This is a genomic window from Mesorhizobium sp. WSM4813 (assembly GCF_055811555.1).
On the sequence record NZ_JBVVQU010000016.1, the window covers coordinates 1 to 16912 of the forward strand.

At 64.0% G+C, this 16912-nt stretch carries 16 protein-coding genes and 2 pseudogenes; 12 read left to right on the top strand and 6 right to left on the bottom strand.

Annotated elements, in window-relative coordinates:
* Positions 1 to 297: 297 nt before the first annotated feature.
* From AC0L25_RS11275 to AC0L25_RS11285, 3 genes are all read right to left on the bottom strand, one after another.
* Positions 298 to 1362, bottom strand: a complete 1065-nt coding sequence (locus tag AC0L25_RS11275) for a glycosyltransferase family 2 protein (protein WP_473595554.1) — start codon at positions 1360 to 1362, stop codon at positions 298 to 300.
* Positions 1363 to 1479: 117 nt separating this feature from the next.
* Entirely contained in the window at positions 1480 to 1692 is a 213-nt protein-coding gene (locus AC0L25_RS11280) for a hypothetical protein (RefSeq protein ID WP_473595555.1), read from the bottom strand.
* 148 nt (positions 1693 to 1840) lie between these two features.
* Positions 1841 to 3172 (bottom strand): dicarboxylate/amino acid:cation symporter, encoded by a 1332-nt coding sequence (locus tag AC0L25_RS11285; RefSeq protein ID WP_473595556.1) that lies wholly within the window; start codon positions 3170 to 3172, stop codon positions 1841 to 1843.
* A 238-nt stretch (positions 3173 to 3410) separates the two neighbouring features.
* Between AC0L25_RS11285 and AC0L25_RS11290 the strand changes: the two genes are divergently transcribed.
* Positions 3411 to 5270, top strand: a complete 1860-nt coding sequence (locus AC0L25_RS11290) for a sensor histidine kinase (protein WP_473595557.1) — start codon at positions 3411 to 3413, stop codon at positions 5268 to 5270.
* A gap of 13 nt (positions 5271 to 5283) precedes the next feature.
* The gene (locus tag AC0L25_RS11295) at positions 5284 to 6639 is read left to right on the top strand and encodes a sigma-54-dependent transcriptional regulator (RefSeq protein WP_473595558.1); all 1356 of its coding nucleotides are present in this window, start codon (positions 5284 to 5286) and stop codon (positions 6637 to 6639) included.
* Here the strand turns inward: AC0L25_RS11295 and AC0L25_RS11300 are convergent.
* Both AC0L25_RS11300 and AC0L25_RS11305 read right to left on the bottom strand, forming a co-directional pair.
* Positions 6588 to 7197, bottom strand: a pseudogene (locus tag AC0L25_RS11300) (carboxymuconolactone decarboxylase family protein). The gene AC0L25_RS11295 and the pseudogene AC0L25_RS11300 sit on opposite strands and share 52 nt — an antisense overlap.
* Before the next feature lie 38 nt (positions 7198 to 7235).
* Complete coding sequence (locus AC0L25_RS11305; RefSeq protein WP_473595559.1) at positions 7236 to 7661, bottom strand: OsmC family protein; 426 nt, start codon at positions 7659 to 7661, stop codon at positions 7236 to 7238.
* A 276-nt stretch (positions 7662 to 7937) separates the two neighbouring features.
* Between AC0L25_RS11305 and AC0L25_RS11310 the strand changes: the two genes are divergently transcribed.
* From AC0L25_RS11310 to AC0L25_RS11345, 8 genes and pseudogenes are all read left to right on the top strand, one after another.
* A complete protein-coding gene (locus AC0L25_RS11310; RefSeq protein WP_473595560.1) occupies positions 7938 to 8663 on the top strand; it encodes a 3-keto-5-aminohexanoate cleavage protein in 726 nt (241 codons plus the stop codon).
* 259 nt (positions 8664 to 8922) lie between these two features.
* Positions 8923 to 9242 (top strand): annotated as a pseudogene (locus tag AC0L25_RS11315) (LysR substrate-binding domain-containing protein); the annotation flags it as partial.
* A gap of 178 nt (positions 9243 to 9420) precedes the next feature.
* Positions 9421 to 9942 carry an Lrp/AsnC family transcriptional regulator gene (locus AC0L25_RS11320; protein WP_473595561.1) on the top strand — a complete coding sequence of 174 codons (522 nt, stop codon included), beginning with the start codon at positions 9421 to 9423 and terminating at the stop codon, positions 9940 to 9942.
* A complete protein-coding gene (locus tag AC0L25_RS11325) occupies positions 9939 to 11102 on the top strand; it encodes a saccharopine dehydrogenase family protein (RefSeq protein ID WP_473595562.1) in 1164 nt (387 codons plus the stop codon). Before AC0L25_RS11320 ends, AC0L25_RS11325 begins: the two co-directional genes overlap by 4 nt.
* A gap of 110 nt (positions 11103 to 11212) precedes the next feature.
* The gene (locus AC0L25_RS11330) at positions 11213 to 12001 is read left to right on the top strand and encodes an ABC transporter substrate-binding protein (RefSeq protein WP_023799181.1); all 789 of its coding nucleotides are present in this window, start codon (positions 11213 to 11215) and stop codon (positions 11999 to 12001) included.
* 115 nt (positions 12002 to 12116) lie between these two features.
* Complete coding sequence (locus AC0L25_RS11335) at positions 12117 to 12788, top strand: amino acid ABC transporter permease (protein WP_473595648.1); 672 nt, start codon at positions 12117 to 12119, stop codon at positions 12786 to 12788.
* The gene (locus AC0L25_RS11340) at positions 12785 to 13459 is read left to right on the top strand and encodes an amino acid ABC transporter permease (RefSeq protein ID WP_473595563.1); all 675 of its coding nucleotides are present in this window, start codon (positions 12785 to 12787) and stop codon (positions 13457 to 13459) included. The genes AC0L25_RS11335 and AC0L25_RS11340 overlap by 4 nt, the downstream gene beginning before the upstream one ends.
* A gap of 29 nt (positions 13460 to 13488) precedes the next feature.
* Positions 13489 to 14217 carry an amino acid ABC transporter ATP-binding protein gene (locus AC0L25_RS11345; protein ID WP_473595564.1) on the top strand — a complete coding sequence of 243 codons (729 nt, stop codon included), beginning with the start codon at positions 13489 to 13491 and terminating at the stop codon, positions 14215 to 14217.
* Between the two features lie 42 nt (positions 14218 to 14259).
* Here AC0L25_RS11345 and AC0L25_RS11350 read toward each other — a convergent pair whose 3' ends face one another.
* Complete coding sequence (locus AC0L25_RS11350; RefSeq protein WP_473595649.1) at positions 14260 to 15261, bottom strand: NADP-dependent oxidoreductase; 1002 nt, start codon at positions 15259 to 15261, stop codon at positions 14260 to 14262.
* Positions 15262 to 15368: 107 nt separating this feature from the next.
* Here AC0L25_RS11350 and AC0L25_RS11355 point away from each other — a divergent pair, with 107 nt between their 5' ends.
* Both AC0L25_RS11355 and AC0L25_RS11360 read left to right on the top strand, forming a co-directional pair.
* Complete coding sequence (locus AC0L25_RS11355; RefSeq protein ID WP_473595565.1) at positions 15369 to 15971, top strand: TetR/AcrR family transcriptional regulator; 603 nt, start codon at positions 15369 to 15371, stop codon at positions 15969 to 15971.
* Complete coding sequence (locus AC0L25_RS11360) at positions 15968 to 16834, top strand: alpha/beta fold hydrolase (RefSeq protein WP_473595566.1); 867 nt, start codon at positions 15968 to 15970, stop codon at positions 16832 to 16834. Before AC0L25_RS11355 ends, AC0L25_RS11360 begins: the two co-directional genes overlap by 4 nt.
* Positions 16835 to 16912 lie beyond the last annotated feature (78 nt).

Sequence of the window (16912 nt, forward strand, 5' to 3'; positions counted from 1 at the left end):
TGGAATCATTCCTTTGCATCTGGCCTAGGAATCACATCTCGATTCCACCAGTCTACCCCTAAGTTAGCGCCTATGGGACCCGCGCCCCCCTCTGTCCTGCCGGCCATCTCCCCCACAAGGGGGGAGATTGGCAGTTCCGCCGACAGCGCCTCTTTTCGAGGTTGGCGATTGGCGAAATCAAAGATGACGGCCAATCTCTCCCCCAAGTGGGGGGAGATGTCCGGCAGGACAGAGGGGGGCACCGTAGAGTGCCAACCTTTGACTTGATCTGTTTTCCAAGCTTCGGGCGACGGCCTTCTATCCCATGGCGTGGCGGATTGTCTTGGACAGGCGGCTAAGGAATGCCGGTCTCGACGATGCGTCAAGCTTCCACGACAGGACCGCCGTCGCCATTTTCCGCGGCAACACCCCGACCGACAGGAACCATGCGGCAAGGACGGCGCGCCGGCGCAGGGACGCGGTCATTTCGAGGCTGGCTACGGCGCCGGCCGCCCCGAGCGCCAGCCGGGAATCGTCGGCTACGGGGTGCCGGCGCCTGTCCGCGCAAAGCGACGCCAACCGCTCTTCCAGGTGGACCGGATCGTGGCGGACAGCATCGGACGGCACGATGGTCAGGCCGATCCCGGAAGCCTGGTCCGACAGCGCCTGCATGCGGCGGAAATCGTGGGTTACCCGCCAGCGTGCCCGCTCGGCGAGCTTTTCACCGAATACCGAATGGTTGGCGCCGTGGATCCGGTAGGCGCCGACGCATTCGTCGATGGACTGGACGTGTCCGTACATGGGCGCCAGCGTTGCAAGGTAGCCATCGGCGCCCTGGCGGAACTCCGGCTCGGGAATCGGCATGATCGATTCCAGGGTTGTGCGATCAAAGGCCAGCCCGCTGGTCACGGTCGTCTGATAGCGGCCCTTGTGCAGCAGTTTCGGCATGACGTCGCCGCTGTCGAAGGGCAGTTCGGGCGGCGGAAAGACGTCCTTGATGCGTTGTCGTTCGTCGACGATATGCAGCCTGGACTGCACCTGGGCGGTTGCCGCATCCCAGGTGTCGACGATCGTTGAAACAGCGGTTGGATAGAGATAGTCGTCGGCGTCGAGGAACAGGACGATCTTGCCAGAGCTTGCCGCAAAGCCGGTGTTGAACGCGGCGGCATGCCCGCCATTTTGCGCGCGCGGGCGGGCGAGGATCTCGCCGCGATATGATTCTATGATTGTCGTGGAATTGTCCTGCGATGCGTCGTCGACGACGATGACTTCGACGTCCGCGTAATCCTGCTCGAGGGCGCTATCGATGCTGCGTTTGAGGAAACGCGCGTAATTGTAGTTCGGGATGATGATGGATACCGGAATCCTCGGTACAGACTGCATCGCGTTTGACCTCGCATCTTGCTTTGGTTTCGGCAAAAACCCGCTCACCGGCCGCCCCCCTCTTCAAGCGCGACGAGTTCCTGAGAGGGAAGCCTGCGCCTTCCGTCAGGAGACGGGTCACGTCTCTTGCGACTTCGCACCGACGCCGCGATTGCCTTCGAGGGCTGCCGCCTTGGTCAGGTCGGCGGCAGCAAAAGCTCCGACGGTTCGGCCGCTCGCAACCGAGCCCGACGGAAATGTCTCACCTTCGGTCGCGATCAGGTCGGGATCGAAGCGGACGGGCACCTTGAAGGCATGGCGGATACTGACCTTCAAATGCGGCTGGAACAAGCCCCGCGCCAAGAACTAGACTCACAAGCCTGTTACATCTGAGGCGCAGCGGCTTGGCCTGTGATAATCGCAGATGTTAGAGATTGACGGTGGCTATCCCGAAGCCGGCGGCAAGCCGGCTTCGGGATATGCCATGCAGCCTGAACGGTCAGGCGGCCTGCAGCCCTGGCAGCGACAGGTCGACCTCCTCAGGCAAGTCGCCGGCCATGGCGGCGGCAAACTTGGTCTGGTCGAGTTCCCCTTCCCAGCGTGCCACGACCACTGTCGCCACCGCATTGCCGACGAAGTTGGTCAGTGCCCTGCACTCTGACATGAAGCGGTCGACACCGAGGATCAGCGCCATGCCGGCGACTGGCACGGTGGGAACCACCGACAGCGTCGCGGCCAGCGTGATGAAGCCGGCGCCGGTGATGCCGGCAGCGCCCTTGGAACTCAGCATGGCGACGGCGAGCAGCAGGATCTGGTCGCCGAAGCTAAGCGGCGTGTCTGTCGCCTGCGCGATGAACAGCGCGGCCAGCGTCATGTAGATGTTGGTGCCGTCGAGGTTGAAGGAATAGCCGGTCGGGACGACCAGGCCGACCACCGAGCGGTTGCAGCCGGCACGCTCCATCTTGGCCATCAGGCCCGGCAGTGCCGCTTCCGAGGACGAGGTGCCGAGCACCAGCAGCAGCTCTTCCTTGATGTAACGGATCAGCGCCAGGATCGAGAAGCCGTTGTAGCGGGCAACCGCGCCAAGCACCACCAGCACGAACAGCAGCGCGGTGAGATAGAATGTGCCGATCAGCATGGCGAGGTTGGCGATCGAGCCGATGCCGTATTTGCCGATGGTGAAGGCCATGGCACCGAAGGCGCCGATGGGTGCCGCCTTCATCAGGATGGCGACGAGGCGGAAGATCGGCGTGGTCAGCGCCTGCAGGAAATCGACGACCGGGCGGCCGCGATCGCCGACCGCGGCAAGAGCGATCCCGAACAGCACCGAAAAGAACAGAACCTGCAGTATGTCGCCCTTCGCGAAAGCGCCGGTGATCGTATCGGGAATGATGTTCATCAGGAAGCCGACGATGCTGGTGTCGTGCGCTTTTTCGGCGAAGGCCGCCACCTTTGTGGCGTCGAGCGTGGCCGGATCGATGTGCATGCCGGCGCCGGGCTGGACGACATTGGAGACGACGAGACCGACGACAAGCGCCAGCGTCGAGAACACCAGGAAGTAGATCATCGCCTTGCCGGCGACGCGGCCGACCTTCTGCAGGTCGGAAACGCCGGCGATGCCGGTCGCCACCGTCAGAAAGATCACCGGCGCGATCACCATCTTCACCAGCTTGATGAAGGCGTCGCCGAACGGCTTCATCGCCTCACCGGTTTCGGGATAGAAGTGGCCGAGAAGCACGCCGGCGGCGATCGCCGCCAGCACCTGCACATAGAGATGCCGGTAGAAGGGAAGTTTGCCGCGCGGCTCGGCGGCAGCGAATGCTGTCTGCATGACGTCCTCCATTGTGCTCCGATCGAAAGCTCGACCTCCCGGAGCAATTGCATTGACCCCCAGCAGCCTCGCGACCGCTGAATTCGTGTTTGCAACTGCCGTGCCAGACTGCGTGGAAGAGAATGTCCCTTTGATTTTACTGAGTATTTTCGAACTCGTGGTTTCGTTTCGCGCATAAAAAGTGCGGATATCCGCATAGCCGAATTGTGCTTTGTGCGAAATCATGCACAAATGGGTGATGCTGCAACGCCCCGCCGCTGCCTTGCCGTCGACGCCCGAGCAACTCGGCAGGCGGGCGCGCCGTGCCTGGCTGCTGTTTGCGGCCATCGCCCTTGCGATCGCCACGGCCGCACTTTACGGCGCCGGCCTCTATGGCCGCACCACGGAGCTTGGGACACTGGCGGCGCAAGGTCGCACCGACGCCAATCTGAAGGTCGCATTGCTGCGCGCTGTGCTGGAAAGCCCACGCGCCCTGCCCCTGCTGCTGTCGGAAGACCAGCAGGTGCGCGATGCGCTGGCGCAGAAAAGTGCTGCTGCAATCGATGTGCTGAACCGCAAGCTCGACGGGCTGGTCTCCGGGACCAAGGCTTCTGTGCTCTATGTCATCGGCACCGACGGGCTGGCGATCGCCTCCAGCAACTGGCGCGACCCGATCAGCTTCGTCGGCAACGACTACCGGTTCCGCGATTATTTCTCCACGGCGATGCAATCGGGAACCGCCGAATATTTCGCGCTCGGCAATGTCAGCAAACGCCCCGGCCTCTATATCTCGCGACGCGTCGGCGATGCTGCCGCACCGCTCGGCGTCGTTGTCGTCAAGGCGGAGTTCGACCAACTCGAGGCCGACTGGCACGAGGTGAACCGCCCGGCCTATGTCAGCGACGAGCATGGCGTCGTCCTGATCACCAGCGTGCCGTCCTGGCGCTTCATGACGACGGCGCGGCTGACCGGGCCTGATCTTGCCGCCATTCAGAGCAGCCAGCAGTTCGGCGACGCACCGCTGATGCCGTTGCCGATCACACGCCCGCAGGCTCTCAGCCCGGACGTGTCGATCGTCCACGCGGTGACGCCCGGCGGCAGCGACGCGGAATATCTCAGGCTTTCCACGCCGGTTCCTTCGACCCCCTGGCGGCTCGACTATCTCGTCCCGGCAGAAGTGCCGATCGCCGCCGCGTCCCGTGAAATGCGGCTCCTTGCGCTCGGCGTCTTGGTCCCGCTGCTCGGCCTTGCCGCGTATCTGTTGTGGCGCCGGCAGTCGGGACAAATGCGGATCGCCGCCGAACAGGCGGCGCGCACCGAACTCGAACGCCGCGTCGTCGAACGGACCGAGGATCTGAGCCGCGCCCGCGACCGGCTGCAGGCCGAGATATCAGACCATCGCAGCACGGAAGCCAAGCTGCAGGTGGTGCAGCAGGATCTGGTCCAGGCCAACCGCCTCGCCATCCTCGGCCAGGTTGCCGCCGGCGTCGCCCATGAGATCAACCAGCCGGTCGCCACCATACGCGCCTATGCCGACAACGCCCGCGTCTTCCTCGACCGCAAGCAGACTGCGCCTGCCGAGGAAAACCTCGGCGCCATCGCAGCACTTACCGAACGCATAGGCACCATCACCGAGGAATTGAAGGCCTTTGCCCGCAAGGGCCGCACTGCCGCCGAGCCTGTCGAATTGCGCGGCATCATCGAGGGCGCAGTGGTGCTCTTGAGAAGCCGCTTTGCCGGCCGGCTCGACGCGCTCGCCATCGACCTGCCGCCGCCGAGCCTCAAGGTCATGGGCAACCGGGTCCGGCTCGAACAGGTGCTGATCAACCTCTTCCAGAACGCGCTTGAAGCGCTGGAAGGCCGCGATGAGGCCAAGGTGCGGGTTTCGGTCGAGGAGACGGCGGACGGCGTGATGGTCGGCGTGTCCGACAACGGACCCGGCATTCCGCCAGGGATCCTCAGATCGCTGTTCACGCCGTTCAACACATCCAAGGAAAAAGGCCTCGGCCTTGGCCTCGTCATCTCGAAGGATATCCTCGCCGATTATGGCGGGCGCATCGAGGTTTCGAGCGACGACAACGGCACCCGCTTCACCATCCATCTCTTGAAAGCAGTGTAACGGCCAAGGCAGCATGATGAATGACGACGCAGCGCCGGTCATCCTGATCGATGACGACAGCGATCTTCTCAGAGCCACCGCGCAGACGCTCGAGCTTGCCGGTTTTTCGGTGTCGGCTTTTTCGGTAGCGGCCGAAGCGCTGGCCAGGCTCGACGCCGGTTTTGCCGGCGTGCTGGTGTCGGATATCCGCATGCCCGAGATCGACGGCCTGCAGCTTTTCGACCGCGTGCTGCGGCTTGATACGGACATTCCGGTCATCCTCGTCACCGGGCATGGCGACATTGCCATGGCTGTCAAGGCGATCAAGGACGGCGCCTACGATTTCATCACAAAGCCCTTCGCCGCCGACCGGCTGGTGCAGAGCGTGCGCCGCGCCGCGGAAAAGCGCCGCTTGGTGATGGAAAACCGCGCCTTGCGCGAGGCGGCCGGAGAGGCGCAGGACGGCCTGCCGCTGATCGGCCAGACACCGGCGATGGAGCGGCTGCGCCGCACGCTGCGCCAGATCGCCGACACCGATGTCGACGTGCTGGTGACCGGCGAAACCGGCTCCGGCAAGGAGGTGGTGGCCAGCCTTTTGCATCGCTGGAGTCGCCGCGCCAGGGGCAATTTCGTTGCGCTGAATTGCGGCACTCTGCCGGAGACGGTCATCGAGAGCGAGTTGTTCGGCCATGAGGCGGGTGCCTTCACCGGGGCGCAGAAGAAGCGGATCGGCCGTATCGAGCACGCCAGCGGCGGCACGCTTTTCCTCGACGAGATCGAAAGCATGCCGGTCTCGACACAGGTGCAGATGCTACGCGTGCTGGAAATGCGCGAGGTCACCCCGCTCGGCACCAACGAGTTGCGGCCCGTCGATTTACGCGTGGTTGCGGCCGCCAAGGTCGATCTCGGCGACCCGCACCAGCGCGGCACCTTCCGCGAGGACCTCTACTACCGGCTCAACGTGGTGACGATCTCCATCCCGCCGCTGCGCGAGCGCCGCGACGACGTCGCCCTGCTGTTCTTCTATTTCGCCGAGCGCGCCGCCGCCCGCTTCCGGCGTCCAGTGCCGGCGGTGCCGGCCGCGGTGCACCGCCATCTGAGCGACCATGACTGGCCGGGCAATGTGCGCGAGCTCGCGCATTTCGCCGAGCGGTTTGTGCTTGGATTGGGAGAAGACGCTGGAGCGCCATCCCCTGGCCCAGCCCGGCCGGATGCCGACATGAAGCTGCCGGAGCGGCTGGAGCGCTACGAGGCCGACATCATCCGCGAGACGCTTGGCCGCAACGAGGGCGACGTCAGGCGCACGATCGAAGCGCTGGGGATTCCGCGTAAGACGTTCTACGATAAGCTCCAGCGCCACGGCATCGTGCGCAGCGAGTTTTCCAGATAGAGGTCGCCCAGCGCGGCGGCTTCGATTGCCTCAGGCCTTCTTGCGGTAAGCCTCGAGTTCGGATCGAGGTCGACGCTCACCGCATTGGTGAACACGGTCGTCGCCACCATGATGCCGGCGAAGGCGACTAGGTTGACGAGCAGCGGCTCCTGGTAGCGGGCTTTCAGTTCGGCCCAGATCCCCATCGGGAACGGCATTGGCGTCAGTCGCGATGGCCTTGCCGAAGGCAATCAGCAGCGCTTCATCGGCTGTCGGCTCGATGCTCTCGGGATCGAGCCCCATATCGATCAGCGCGCGCCGAAAGAAGGTCACCGGTACCTCGGCCCGGCACGCCGCGGAAATCGTCAGCGAAAACAGGCAGATGGCGCGATCGTCGAGATCAGGCCGCAGCAGGTCGCGCAAGGTGAACCACTCGGCATAGATGCGATGGGCGGCCGGCGAATGCAGCAGGATGCGCTTCATATTCGTCATCCGGCCGCGCAAGCGCAGTTCCTCGTCGTGCGCAGCGCGGATTTCAGGCGAGGCGGTGTCATAGTCGATCGGGGAAATGCGTGCCATGGGCGGCCTCGGAGGATACGTGAAATTGGCCAATGCGATCAGCCGGCGAGCGTGGTGACAAGCTCGGGCGTTTCACGCAGCGTGTTGCTGACCGTGCAGATCGTTTCGGCGTCCTCGACGATCCGCTTTTTCGTGGCCTTGTCGAGATCGCCCGATATGTCGAGCGTGATGGTGAAGCGGCCGATGCGGGAAACATCGCCCGCCGCCTTTGCGCCGCTCACATCGGCACGGACCTCGCCGAGGCTGGCGGCGACACCCATGCGCGTGGCAGCGATCCGGGCGCTCAGCACCATGCAGGCGGCCACGGAGGCATAGAGAAGGTCGAGCGGATTGAAGCCGGGCGCGCTGGCACCGGTCACGACGTCGACCATGCCGCCGGTCGGCGTGGTGACGACGGGCAAGCTGCCCGGCGACAGCACGGCAACCGCGCCGGTGGTTCGGGTCCTGACCTTGAGCTCACTCATTCTCAAAATATCCTTTCGGCCGGCCGGGCATGCCGTTGCCCCTGGCGTGCTCGGGGCCGGATACGGCAGCATCCGCTGACGATCGTCAAGATAGCTGATCAGCAGTGCTGCTTGAGCTGCCCAGCATACGTCAAATAACCGTATCTCGCCTGCCAACAGATCGTGACTGAACACGGGTCAGCCCGCATCCGCTTGTCAGGAATGCGCGCCGGACCGATTTCGGTTTTCGAGGTCATGCGCTAGACTGGTTGCAACCGCAACCGGGCCGCCACCTCCATGATTGTCCAGACCTGCATCAATGGCGCACGCAGCGCCGATTTCCATCCGCAACTGCCGCTCGATCCCGAGACCATGGCGCGCGACGGCGCCGTCTGCGTGGCTGCAGGGGCGGCCGAGCTGCATGTCCATGCGCGCGGGCCCGATGGCCGCGAAAGTCTCGCGCCGGCGGCGATGGACCGCACCATCCTTGCGCTTCGCCGCGCCTGCCCTGGAACGCTGATCGGCGTGTCGACCGGCGCCTGGATCGAGAACGACGACGAGCGGACGCTTGCCGCGATCGCCGGCTGGAGCGAGCTGCCCGACTATGCCTCGGTCAATCTGAGTGAGAAGGCCGCGCCCGAGGTCATGGAGCGCCTGCGGCAGCGCGGCGTCGGCATCGAGGCCGGGCTCGCCTCCGTCGCCGACGCCGCGCGCCTGGTCCACCTCGACCATGGCAGCCAGCTGCTGCGCATCCTGATCGAGATTTCGGAGCAGGAACCGGCCGCGGCGCTGGAGGTCAGTGACGGCATCGCCGCCGTGCTCGACCGCGCCGGAATGCGTCGCGCCATCCTGCTGCACGGCGCCGACGCCACGGTCTGGCCGTTCGTCCACCGGGCGGCGGAGCGCAACTGGTCGACACGCGTCGGGCTGGAGGACGGCAACCAGCTTCCGGACGGAACGGCGGCATCCGGCAATGCCGCGCTGACGGCGGCAGCCGTTGCGATCTTCCGGGCCGGTCGCTGATTCATCCCATAGGTTTCGGGCGCCTCGCCCGACCATGATCTTTCGAATCCCGCGTCAGGCCACGTCCCGCAAAGTCGACTGCGGCGTCGCCGACTTGGTGGCTGCGCCGGCGCGGTCCTCATGAAGTGCGAAGCCGTCGCACCCGGATCGCCCAGTTCGGGTCGAAGCAGCATGCTGCGGATGTGGTAATCACCGCCATTCTGCTGCCGATAGGAAATGGGCTGGGTTGTCTCGAGCGTCCGCATTCTTTCGCGCAGGCGACACGCTCGCCCTGCAGGGGCCAGGCGGTGATCGCCACGCGGTGCCTTTTGGCGGCCGATTTCGGATCGACCACGGGCTTGCCGCGCGCGAAGCGCTCGTCGCCGGGCGCGGCATCGCACCTGCCCATCACTGGCTTGTCGACGATCTCCTGGTGGCCGGCCGGCTGGAAGTGATCCTGCCGGACTACGCCCCGCACTCCCATTCCGGGGAGCATGCTGATCATCCCGGAACGCGCGGGCATTGCTCGGGTCCCGGCTGCTGGTCGACTTTCTCGCCGAGCTGATCGGCGGCATTCCAGGGATCAAGAAGCCGCGTTAGTCGACTTGCCCTCAGCCGGCCACGACACCGGCAAAGCCCTCCCGCCTCCCGGATCCACCATTCGGCCTTGTTGACAGGCGGCCGAACGCTCTTGCGATTTCAAAAGATACACCCTAAGCTGTTTTCATATCAGAAAGAAAACTCCATCATTTCTTTCCATTTGTGAAAGCCTAAGCGTTTGCGGGAACATCTCGATCAGACCGACCGGCGACTGGTCAAGCTGCTGTCGCAGGATGCGCAGCTTGGCGTCAATCGAGTCGCCGAGAAGATGGCCGTCTCGGTGCCGACGGTGCGCATGCGGTTGCGCAACCTGCTCGACCGCAACCTGCTCAAGATCGTCGGGCTGCTCAACCTGACCGAGCGCCCAGAATTGATCTCGGCGATCGTCGGCATCAATGCGCAGGGGCGCGGCCGGGCGCGGGAACTGGCGCAGCGCATCGCCGAACTGCCTTTCGTGAACTCGGCCTCCGTCGTCACCGGACGCTTCGACATCATCGTCGACGTGACCGTGGCCGGCGATGTCGCCGATCTCTACCGCGTCACCAGCGAGCTGATTCCCGGCGCGGGCGAGCCCGGCGAGGTCGTGCGCAGCGAGACCTTCGTCGTCATGGCCTCCTGCAACAAATGGGTCAGCCTGCCGGAAGGCTGCTGGTCGGACGAGACCAAGCGCGACGAAACTGGCCGAAAGGAAATGCCATGAAGATCGCGGTTCTCGGCGGCCTCGGCCTGCAAGGCCGGGCGGCGATTGCCGATCTCGTCGCCAGCGCCGATGTCGAAGAGGTCGTCTGCGTCGATACCGCGCCGGATGGGGCAGCCCGGCTTGGCGGCCTGACTGATCTTGCCCGCGTGCGTTTCGTCGTGCCCCAAGGCGCGATCGCCCCTGTGTTGGCGAATGTGCTGGCGGGCGTCGACGCCGCGATCGACCTGTTGCCGCAGCCGCTGATGCGCGAGGCGGTCCTGGCGGCAATCGCGACGCGCACGCCGCTGGTCACCACCAATTACGGCAAGACGATTGCCGACCTCGCCCCGGCAGCGGAAGCGGCCGGCGTTTCGATCATGACCGAATGCGGGCTCGACCCCGGCATCGACCTCGTGCTCTACGCGCGCGCCGCCCGGCAGTTCGACACCATCACCGCGATCGATTCCTATTGCGGCGGCATCCCCGAGCCGAAGGCGATGGCCAAACCGTTATGCTACAAGGTGAGCTGGAATTTTGACATGGTTCTGGTCAGCCAGAACCGCGACAGCGTGCTGGTCGAGGACGGCCAACGGGTCGAGGTGCCGGCCGGCCGCCAGCACGACAATCCGTTCATCCATCAGATCGAGGTCGAGGGCTTGGGCAGGTTGGAAGCCTTCCCCAATGGCGATGCACCGCATTACGCCGGCATGCTTGCCGCCGCCAAGGGGCTGCAGCGCTCCGGCCGCTATTCGCTGCGCTGGCCGGGCTGGTCGGCGTTCTGGGCGCCCCTGAAGGAGCTCGGCTTCCTCTCCGAAGACAAGGTGCCCGGCGTTGGCGCCAGCCCACGCGAATTTCTCGGCCGGCTGCTCGGCCCGCAACTGCAGTATGGCGCCGACGAGAAGGACCTGTGCGTGATGCGCAATGTCTTCTCAGGCACCCAAGGCGGCCGCCGCAAGACGGTGACCTCGGACCTTATCATCGAACGCGATCTCGCCTCCGGCCTGTTCGGCATGAGCCTAGGTGTCGGCTATCCCGCAAGCATCGTCGCGCAGATGCTGGCGCGGGGCGAAATCACCGAGCCCGGCCTGCTCAACCCGCTGCTGCATGTGCCCGACGGCCGCTTCCTCGGCGAACTGGCCCGGCGCGGTATACGAGTATCCGAAATGACCAGCTGGGATTGAGGATTTTCGAACGGTGGTCGCCGCCGGCAACGGCGCTGCCGCTCAAAAAGCACCCCCAAGGGGTGGAACAACAAAGTGAAAATAACAAACACAACTAGGAGGAATGCCCAATGACGATTGCCAAGCTTTTCATCGCAGGCCTTGCGCTCGCCGGCCTCACTGCCGCGGCCAGCGCCGGGACGCTCGACGAGATCACCAAGCGCGGCGAATTGCGCGTCGCCGTGCAGACACAAGGACCGCCCTTCTCGCTGGTCGGCGCGGCGGGCGAACGCACCGGCAGTTCGGTCGAGCTTGCCGAACTGATGGCCAAGGAAATGGGCGTCAAGATCACCTTCCTGGACTTCGATTGGGACGGGCTGATCCCGGCGCTGCTGTCGGGCAAGGCCGATCTTCTGGTCGCCGACATGACGCCGACGCTGGCGCGGGCGATGAAGGTCGCCTTCACCAAGCCTTACATGTACACCGGCAGCACCGTCTTCACCAAGGCCGACGGCAAGTTCAAATCCACCGAGGATTGCAAGGCCAAAGGCACCAAGATCGCCGTGCTGCTCGGCGCCACCGGCGAGAAGGAGGCCAAGAAGGCCTTCCCCGACGCCGACATCAAGAGCTACAAGGGCGGCGGCCCGCTGCTGCTCGACGCCGTCAACAATGGCCAGGCCGATTGCGGCGTCAACGACGTCTCGGCGGTCAAGGGCCAGTCGACCGCCTATCCGGCCGGCAGCTTCACCATCATGCCTGACATGCTGTCGAAGGAGCCGTTGGCCTTCGCCACGCGCTATGACGAGCAGGACCTGCTCACCTGGATGAACCTGTTCCTCGACCAGGTCAGCCTCGACGGCCGCCTGCAGAAGAACCTCGACTACTGGGTCAATTCCGACGACTGGAAGAAGGACCACTGACAAATAGGAGGCAGGGAGTAGGGAGTAGGAAGGAAGTAGGGAGCATGGAGTGGCTGATGGCCATTCCGGACACCTCCACTACTCACTACTGCCTACTCACTACTGCCCATTCACCATGCTCGAAAACTTCAGCTTCCGCACTATCGTCGAATATCTGCCCCTCTTCGGGCAGGGCCTCGTCACGACCGTCTGGCTGTCTGTCCTCGCCTTTGCCGGCGCGCTCGCCATCGGCATCGTGCTCGCCGCGATGAACCTGCAGCGCGGCCGGCTGTTCCGCATCCCGGCCAAGGCCTATATCGACGCGGTGCGCGCCACGCCCTTGCTGGCGCAGCTCTATTTCCTCTATTTCGGCCTGCCACGGCTCGGCATCATCCTGCCTGAGCTCGTCGTCGGCATCCTTGCTTTGTCGCTGAACAGCGGCGCCTATGTCGCCGAGATCATCCGCGCCGGCATCCTGTCGATCCCACGCGGCCAGGTCGAAGCCGGCGTCGCCTCAGGAATGACCTATGTCCAGCGCATGCGCCTCGTCATCCTACCGCAGGCGTTCAAGGTGACGATCCCGCCGCTGCTCGGCCAGGCGATCGTGCTGGTCAAGGATTCCGCTCTGCTTTCGCTGATCGCGGTCGCCGAACTGACGCGCGCCGGACAATTGCTCGCCTCCGACCGTTTCATGCCGGCGGAAGGTTTTATCACTATCGCCGCCTTCTACCTCCTGCTCTATTACGGGCTCAAGGGACTGGCGGCGCTATCCGGGCGCTGGCTCGGCCTAGCGGGGGCACGGACATGATCTGGCAGCAGCTGCAAAGCCTCGCCGGCAGCTATCCCCTCGCCTTGCGTGGCCTCGGCATGACTGTCGTGCTGTCGCTGATCAGCCTGGTGCTGGGCACACTGATCGGCTTTGGCCTCGGCATCCTGCGGACCGGGGGCAACCGGCTGATCAGCAGCGTGATCGGCGCCTGGGTCGACCTGATCCGCGGCACGCCATTCCTGGTGCAGATCTTCCTGATCTTCTTCATCCTGCCGGAACTCGGCATCGAGCTCGACGCCTTCACCGCCGGCATCATCGCGCTGACCAATCTGGCCGCCTGCTTCATCTGCGAGATCGTCGTCGCCGGCATCCGCTCGGTGCCGATCGGCCAGGTCGAGGCGGCGCTGGCATCCGGTCTGTCGCGCTGGCAGCGCATGCGCCAGGTGGTGCTCCCGCAGGCGATGCGCATCGTGCTGCCGCCGCTGGTCGGGCAGTATGTGCTGCTGATCAAGGATTCCTCTGTTGTTTCGGCCATCGGGCTCACCGACCTCACCCGCGTCGGCTGGCTGGTGGTGCAGCGTGTGCCGAACGGTCTGCTGGTCTTCTTTCTCGTCGGCCTCGGCTATTTCATCGTCTGCTATCCGCTGATCATGCTGGCGCGCCGGCTGGAGCAGCGCATGGGTGCGGCCCATGGCGAGGTGCAGTTATGACGTCGAACCGCAGCAAAAATGGTACCGGCATGATCGAGTTTCGCGGCGTCAACAAATGGTTCGGCCCTCTCAATGTGCTGAATGATATCACGCTCAGCGTCGAGCCGCGCGAAGTAGTCGTCGTCTGTGGCCCGAGCGGCTCGGGCAAGAGCACCTTGATCCGCTGCATCAACGGTCTGGAGACGATCCGCGACGGCGACCTGATGGTCGACGGCCAGCGCCTCGGCGACCCCGCCACCAACATGACGCGGCTGCGCACTGAGATCGGCTTCGTCTTCCAGTCCTTCAACCTCTATCCGCACAAGACGGCGCTCGAGAACGTGACGCTGGCGCCTATCCACGTGCGCAAGATCCCGCGCGCTGAGGCCGAGAAGGCCGGGCGCGAGCTGCTTGCCAAGGTCGGCCTTGCCGACAAGGTCAACGCCTATCCGGCGCAACTCTCCGGCGGCCAGCAGCAGCGCGTGGCGATCGCCCGCTGCCTCGGCATGCGTCCCAAGATCATGCTGTTCGACGAGCCGACCTCGGCGCTCGACCCCGAGATGATCTCGGAAGTCCTCGACGTCATGGTCGCGGTCGCCGAGGAAGGCATGACCATGATGGTGGTGACCCACGAGATGGGTTTTGCCCGCAGGGTCGCGCAGCGCGTGGTATTCATGGATGCCGGCGCCATCGTCGAGAGCGGCACGCCCGACGAGTTCTTCTCGCACCCCAAGACCGACCGCAGCCGCGCTTTCCTGAGCAAGATCCTGTGGCATTAGGATTGCCGGAAGCGAAGGTTCGCCGCCTGGAGTCTTGCAAAGCTATTTCACCTTGATGACAACCTTGCCTTTGGCGCGGCCCTGCTCGATGTAGGCCAAGGCCTCGTTGGTCTGCTCAAACGGAAAGACGCGATCTACGACCGGGCGGATGACGCCAGACTCGATGAGGGACGTGATTTTGGTCAGCTGCTCGCCATTGGCCGCCATGAACAGGAACGAATATCGGACACCTGCGCGTCTGGCCCGCCTCCTGATGCCGGCGCTCAAAAAGCGCATGACCAAGTTCAGCATCACGCTCAGACCCTTCTCCCTGGCAAACCCAGCATCGGGCGGACCGGAAATCGAAACGGCAAGGCCACCTGGCTTCAACACACGCAGGGACTTTTCGAGGGTCTTGTTGTCCTGGCTGTTCAGGACGACGTCGTAGCCCGAAAGGACTTTCTCGAAGTCATCCTTCTTGTAGTCGGTGATGACATCGGCGCCCAGATTCCTAACCATATCCATGTTGGACGCGCTTGTTGTCGTGGCGACCGTCGCGCCGAGATGCTTTGCCAATTGAATGGCGAATGTTCCCACTCCGCCGGAGCCGGCCTGAATGAAGACCTTCTGTCCTTTCTTCAGGTTCGCCCTTTCAACCAGCGCCTGCCAGGCGGTCAGCCCGACCAGGGGAATGGACGCAGCCTCTTCCATGCTGAGGCTCTTCGGCTTCAGGGCCACGTCCGTATCATTTATGGCGATGTACTCGGCGAAAGTCCCGATCCGACCGTCGCGCGGTCGCGCATAGACCTCATCGCCCGGTTTGAACTGTCGGACCTTCGAGCCGACGCGAATGACCGTTCCGGCCACGTCATGGCCTGCAACGAAGGGCCGGCGAAAGGGCAGGATGAGTTTGAATTCTCCGTCCCTGATCTTGGAGTCCAGCAGATTGAGGCTGGCGGCATGGATCTGCACCAGCACGTCATTCTGCCCGACTTCCGGCTCTGGAACCTCTCCAAGCCGCAGGGGAGCGTTCTTTGCATATCGATCGACGATGAAGGCCTTCATTGTAGCTTTCCCAAATTGAGGAGACCCGGAGCGGCGCGTCCCTATTGCATTACGATCATTTAGTGATATTATAAGCATAATGCAATAGCTGATCGAAGGAGAAAAGTATGCGCTACGAGAAGGGCAGGAAGGACGCATCGCGGCAGCGGATCATGGATGTGGCGACCGAACGGTTTCGCTCCGACGGCATCGCTGCATCAGGTCTCGCCGGCATCATGGGCGAGGCGGGACTGACCAATGGAGCTTTCTATCCCCACTTTCGGTCCAAGGCGGCGCTTGTGCGTGAGAGTGTGGCGGCCGCCCTGGAGGCTCAGGCGACCCAGATTCAGGAGCTATTGGCCGCCGGCGGCCTGTCAATGGCCATCGACGCGTATCTGTCGGCGGAACACCGAGACAATCCGGGCAAGGGTTGCGCTTCAGCCGCGCTGTTGCCCGAAATTGCGCGTGAGCCGGTCGAGACGCGCCAAGTCTACGCCGAACACCTGCTCAAGCTCGTACGCCCGGTGGCGGCCGAACTTACGCCCGACGCCCGCGACCCCGAGGCTGCCGCGTTCGCTGTCTTTGCGACCCTGATCGGCACGCTTGAGCTGTCCCGCGCGGTGAACGGAACCGAACTGTCCGATCGCATTCTTGAGGCTGGCGCGGTGGCGGCGAAGGCGCTGCTCCAGCCCCGCGAGAACGACAAGCCAGAAGAAAGGAAATCATCATGAACGTGCATCAGCTGTCGCGACCTGCCGCGATCATCAAACACAGGGACGTGCCGACGAAAACGGTCGACGTCGGCGGGACGAAATTCGCCTACCGGGAACTCGGGCCCACGTCAGGGGTACCGGTGATCTTTCTTACCCATCTGAGTGCGGTTCTCGACAATTGGGATCCCCGGGTCGTCGATGGCATTGCCGCAAAACGGCGAGTTATCACCTTCGATAACCGCGGGGTTGGTGCATCAGGCGGGTCCACTCCCAACACGGTGGAGGCGATGGCCCGCGACGCGATCGCCTTCATCCGGGCCCTCGGTTTCGAGCAGGTCGATCTGCTCGGCCTATCTCTTGGCGGCTTCATCGCCCAGGCGATTGTTCAGCTGGAACCTAATCTGGTTCGCAAGATCATCCTCGCGGGAACCGGCCCAGCCGGGGGTACCGGCATCGACAGGGTGACGTTCGTCACCCTCTTCGACATGATCCGCGCCGCGCTGACCATCAAGGACCCAAAGAACTACCTCTTCTTCACCCAAAGCCCCAACGGCAAGAAGGCGGCGCGCGAGTTTCTGCAGCGATTGAAGGAACGGACCAACGACCGCGACAAGCCCATCGCGCTCGGCGCCTTCAGCCAGCAGCTCAAGGCGGTCCGTGCCTTTGGCCGGGAGCGCCCTGCCGACCTATCGCGTATCCGGCACCCGGTCCTCGTGGTGAATGGCGATCACGACAGAATGGTGCCCACCAGCAATTCCGTCGACCTGGCTCGGCGCTTTCCCAATGCCGAGCTGGTCCTGTACGAGGACGGCGGGCATACGGCGATCTTCCAGTATCACGGCGCCTTCGTGGAAAAGGCCCTGGACTTCCTCGAGGCCTAGCGCATCGGCCCGAAAATCGGAATCGGTTTTCGGAAAGCACGATGCGTAAATTCAAAAGTGCTAGAGCCTACTTTGTGC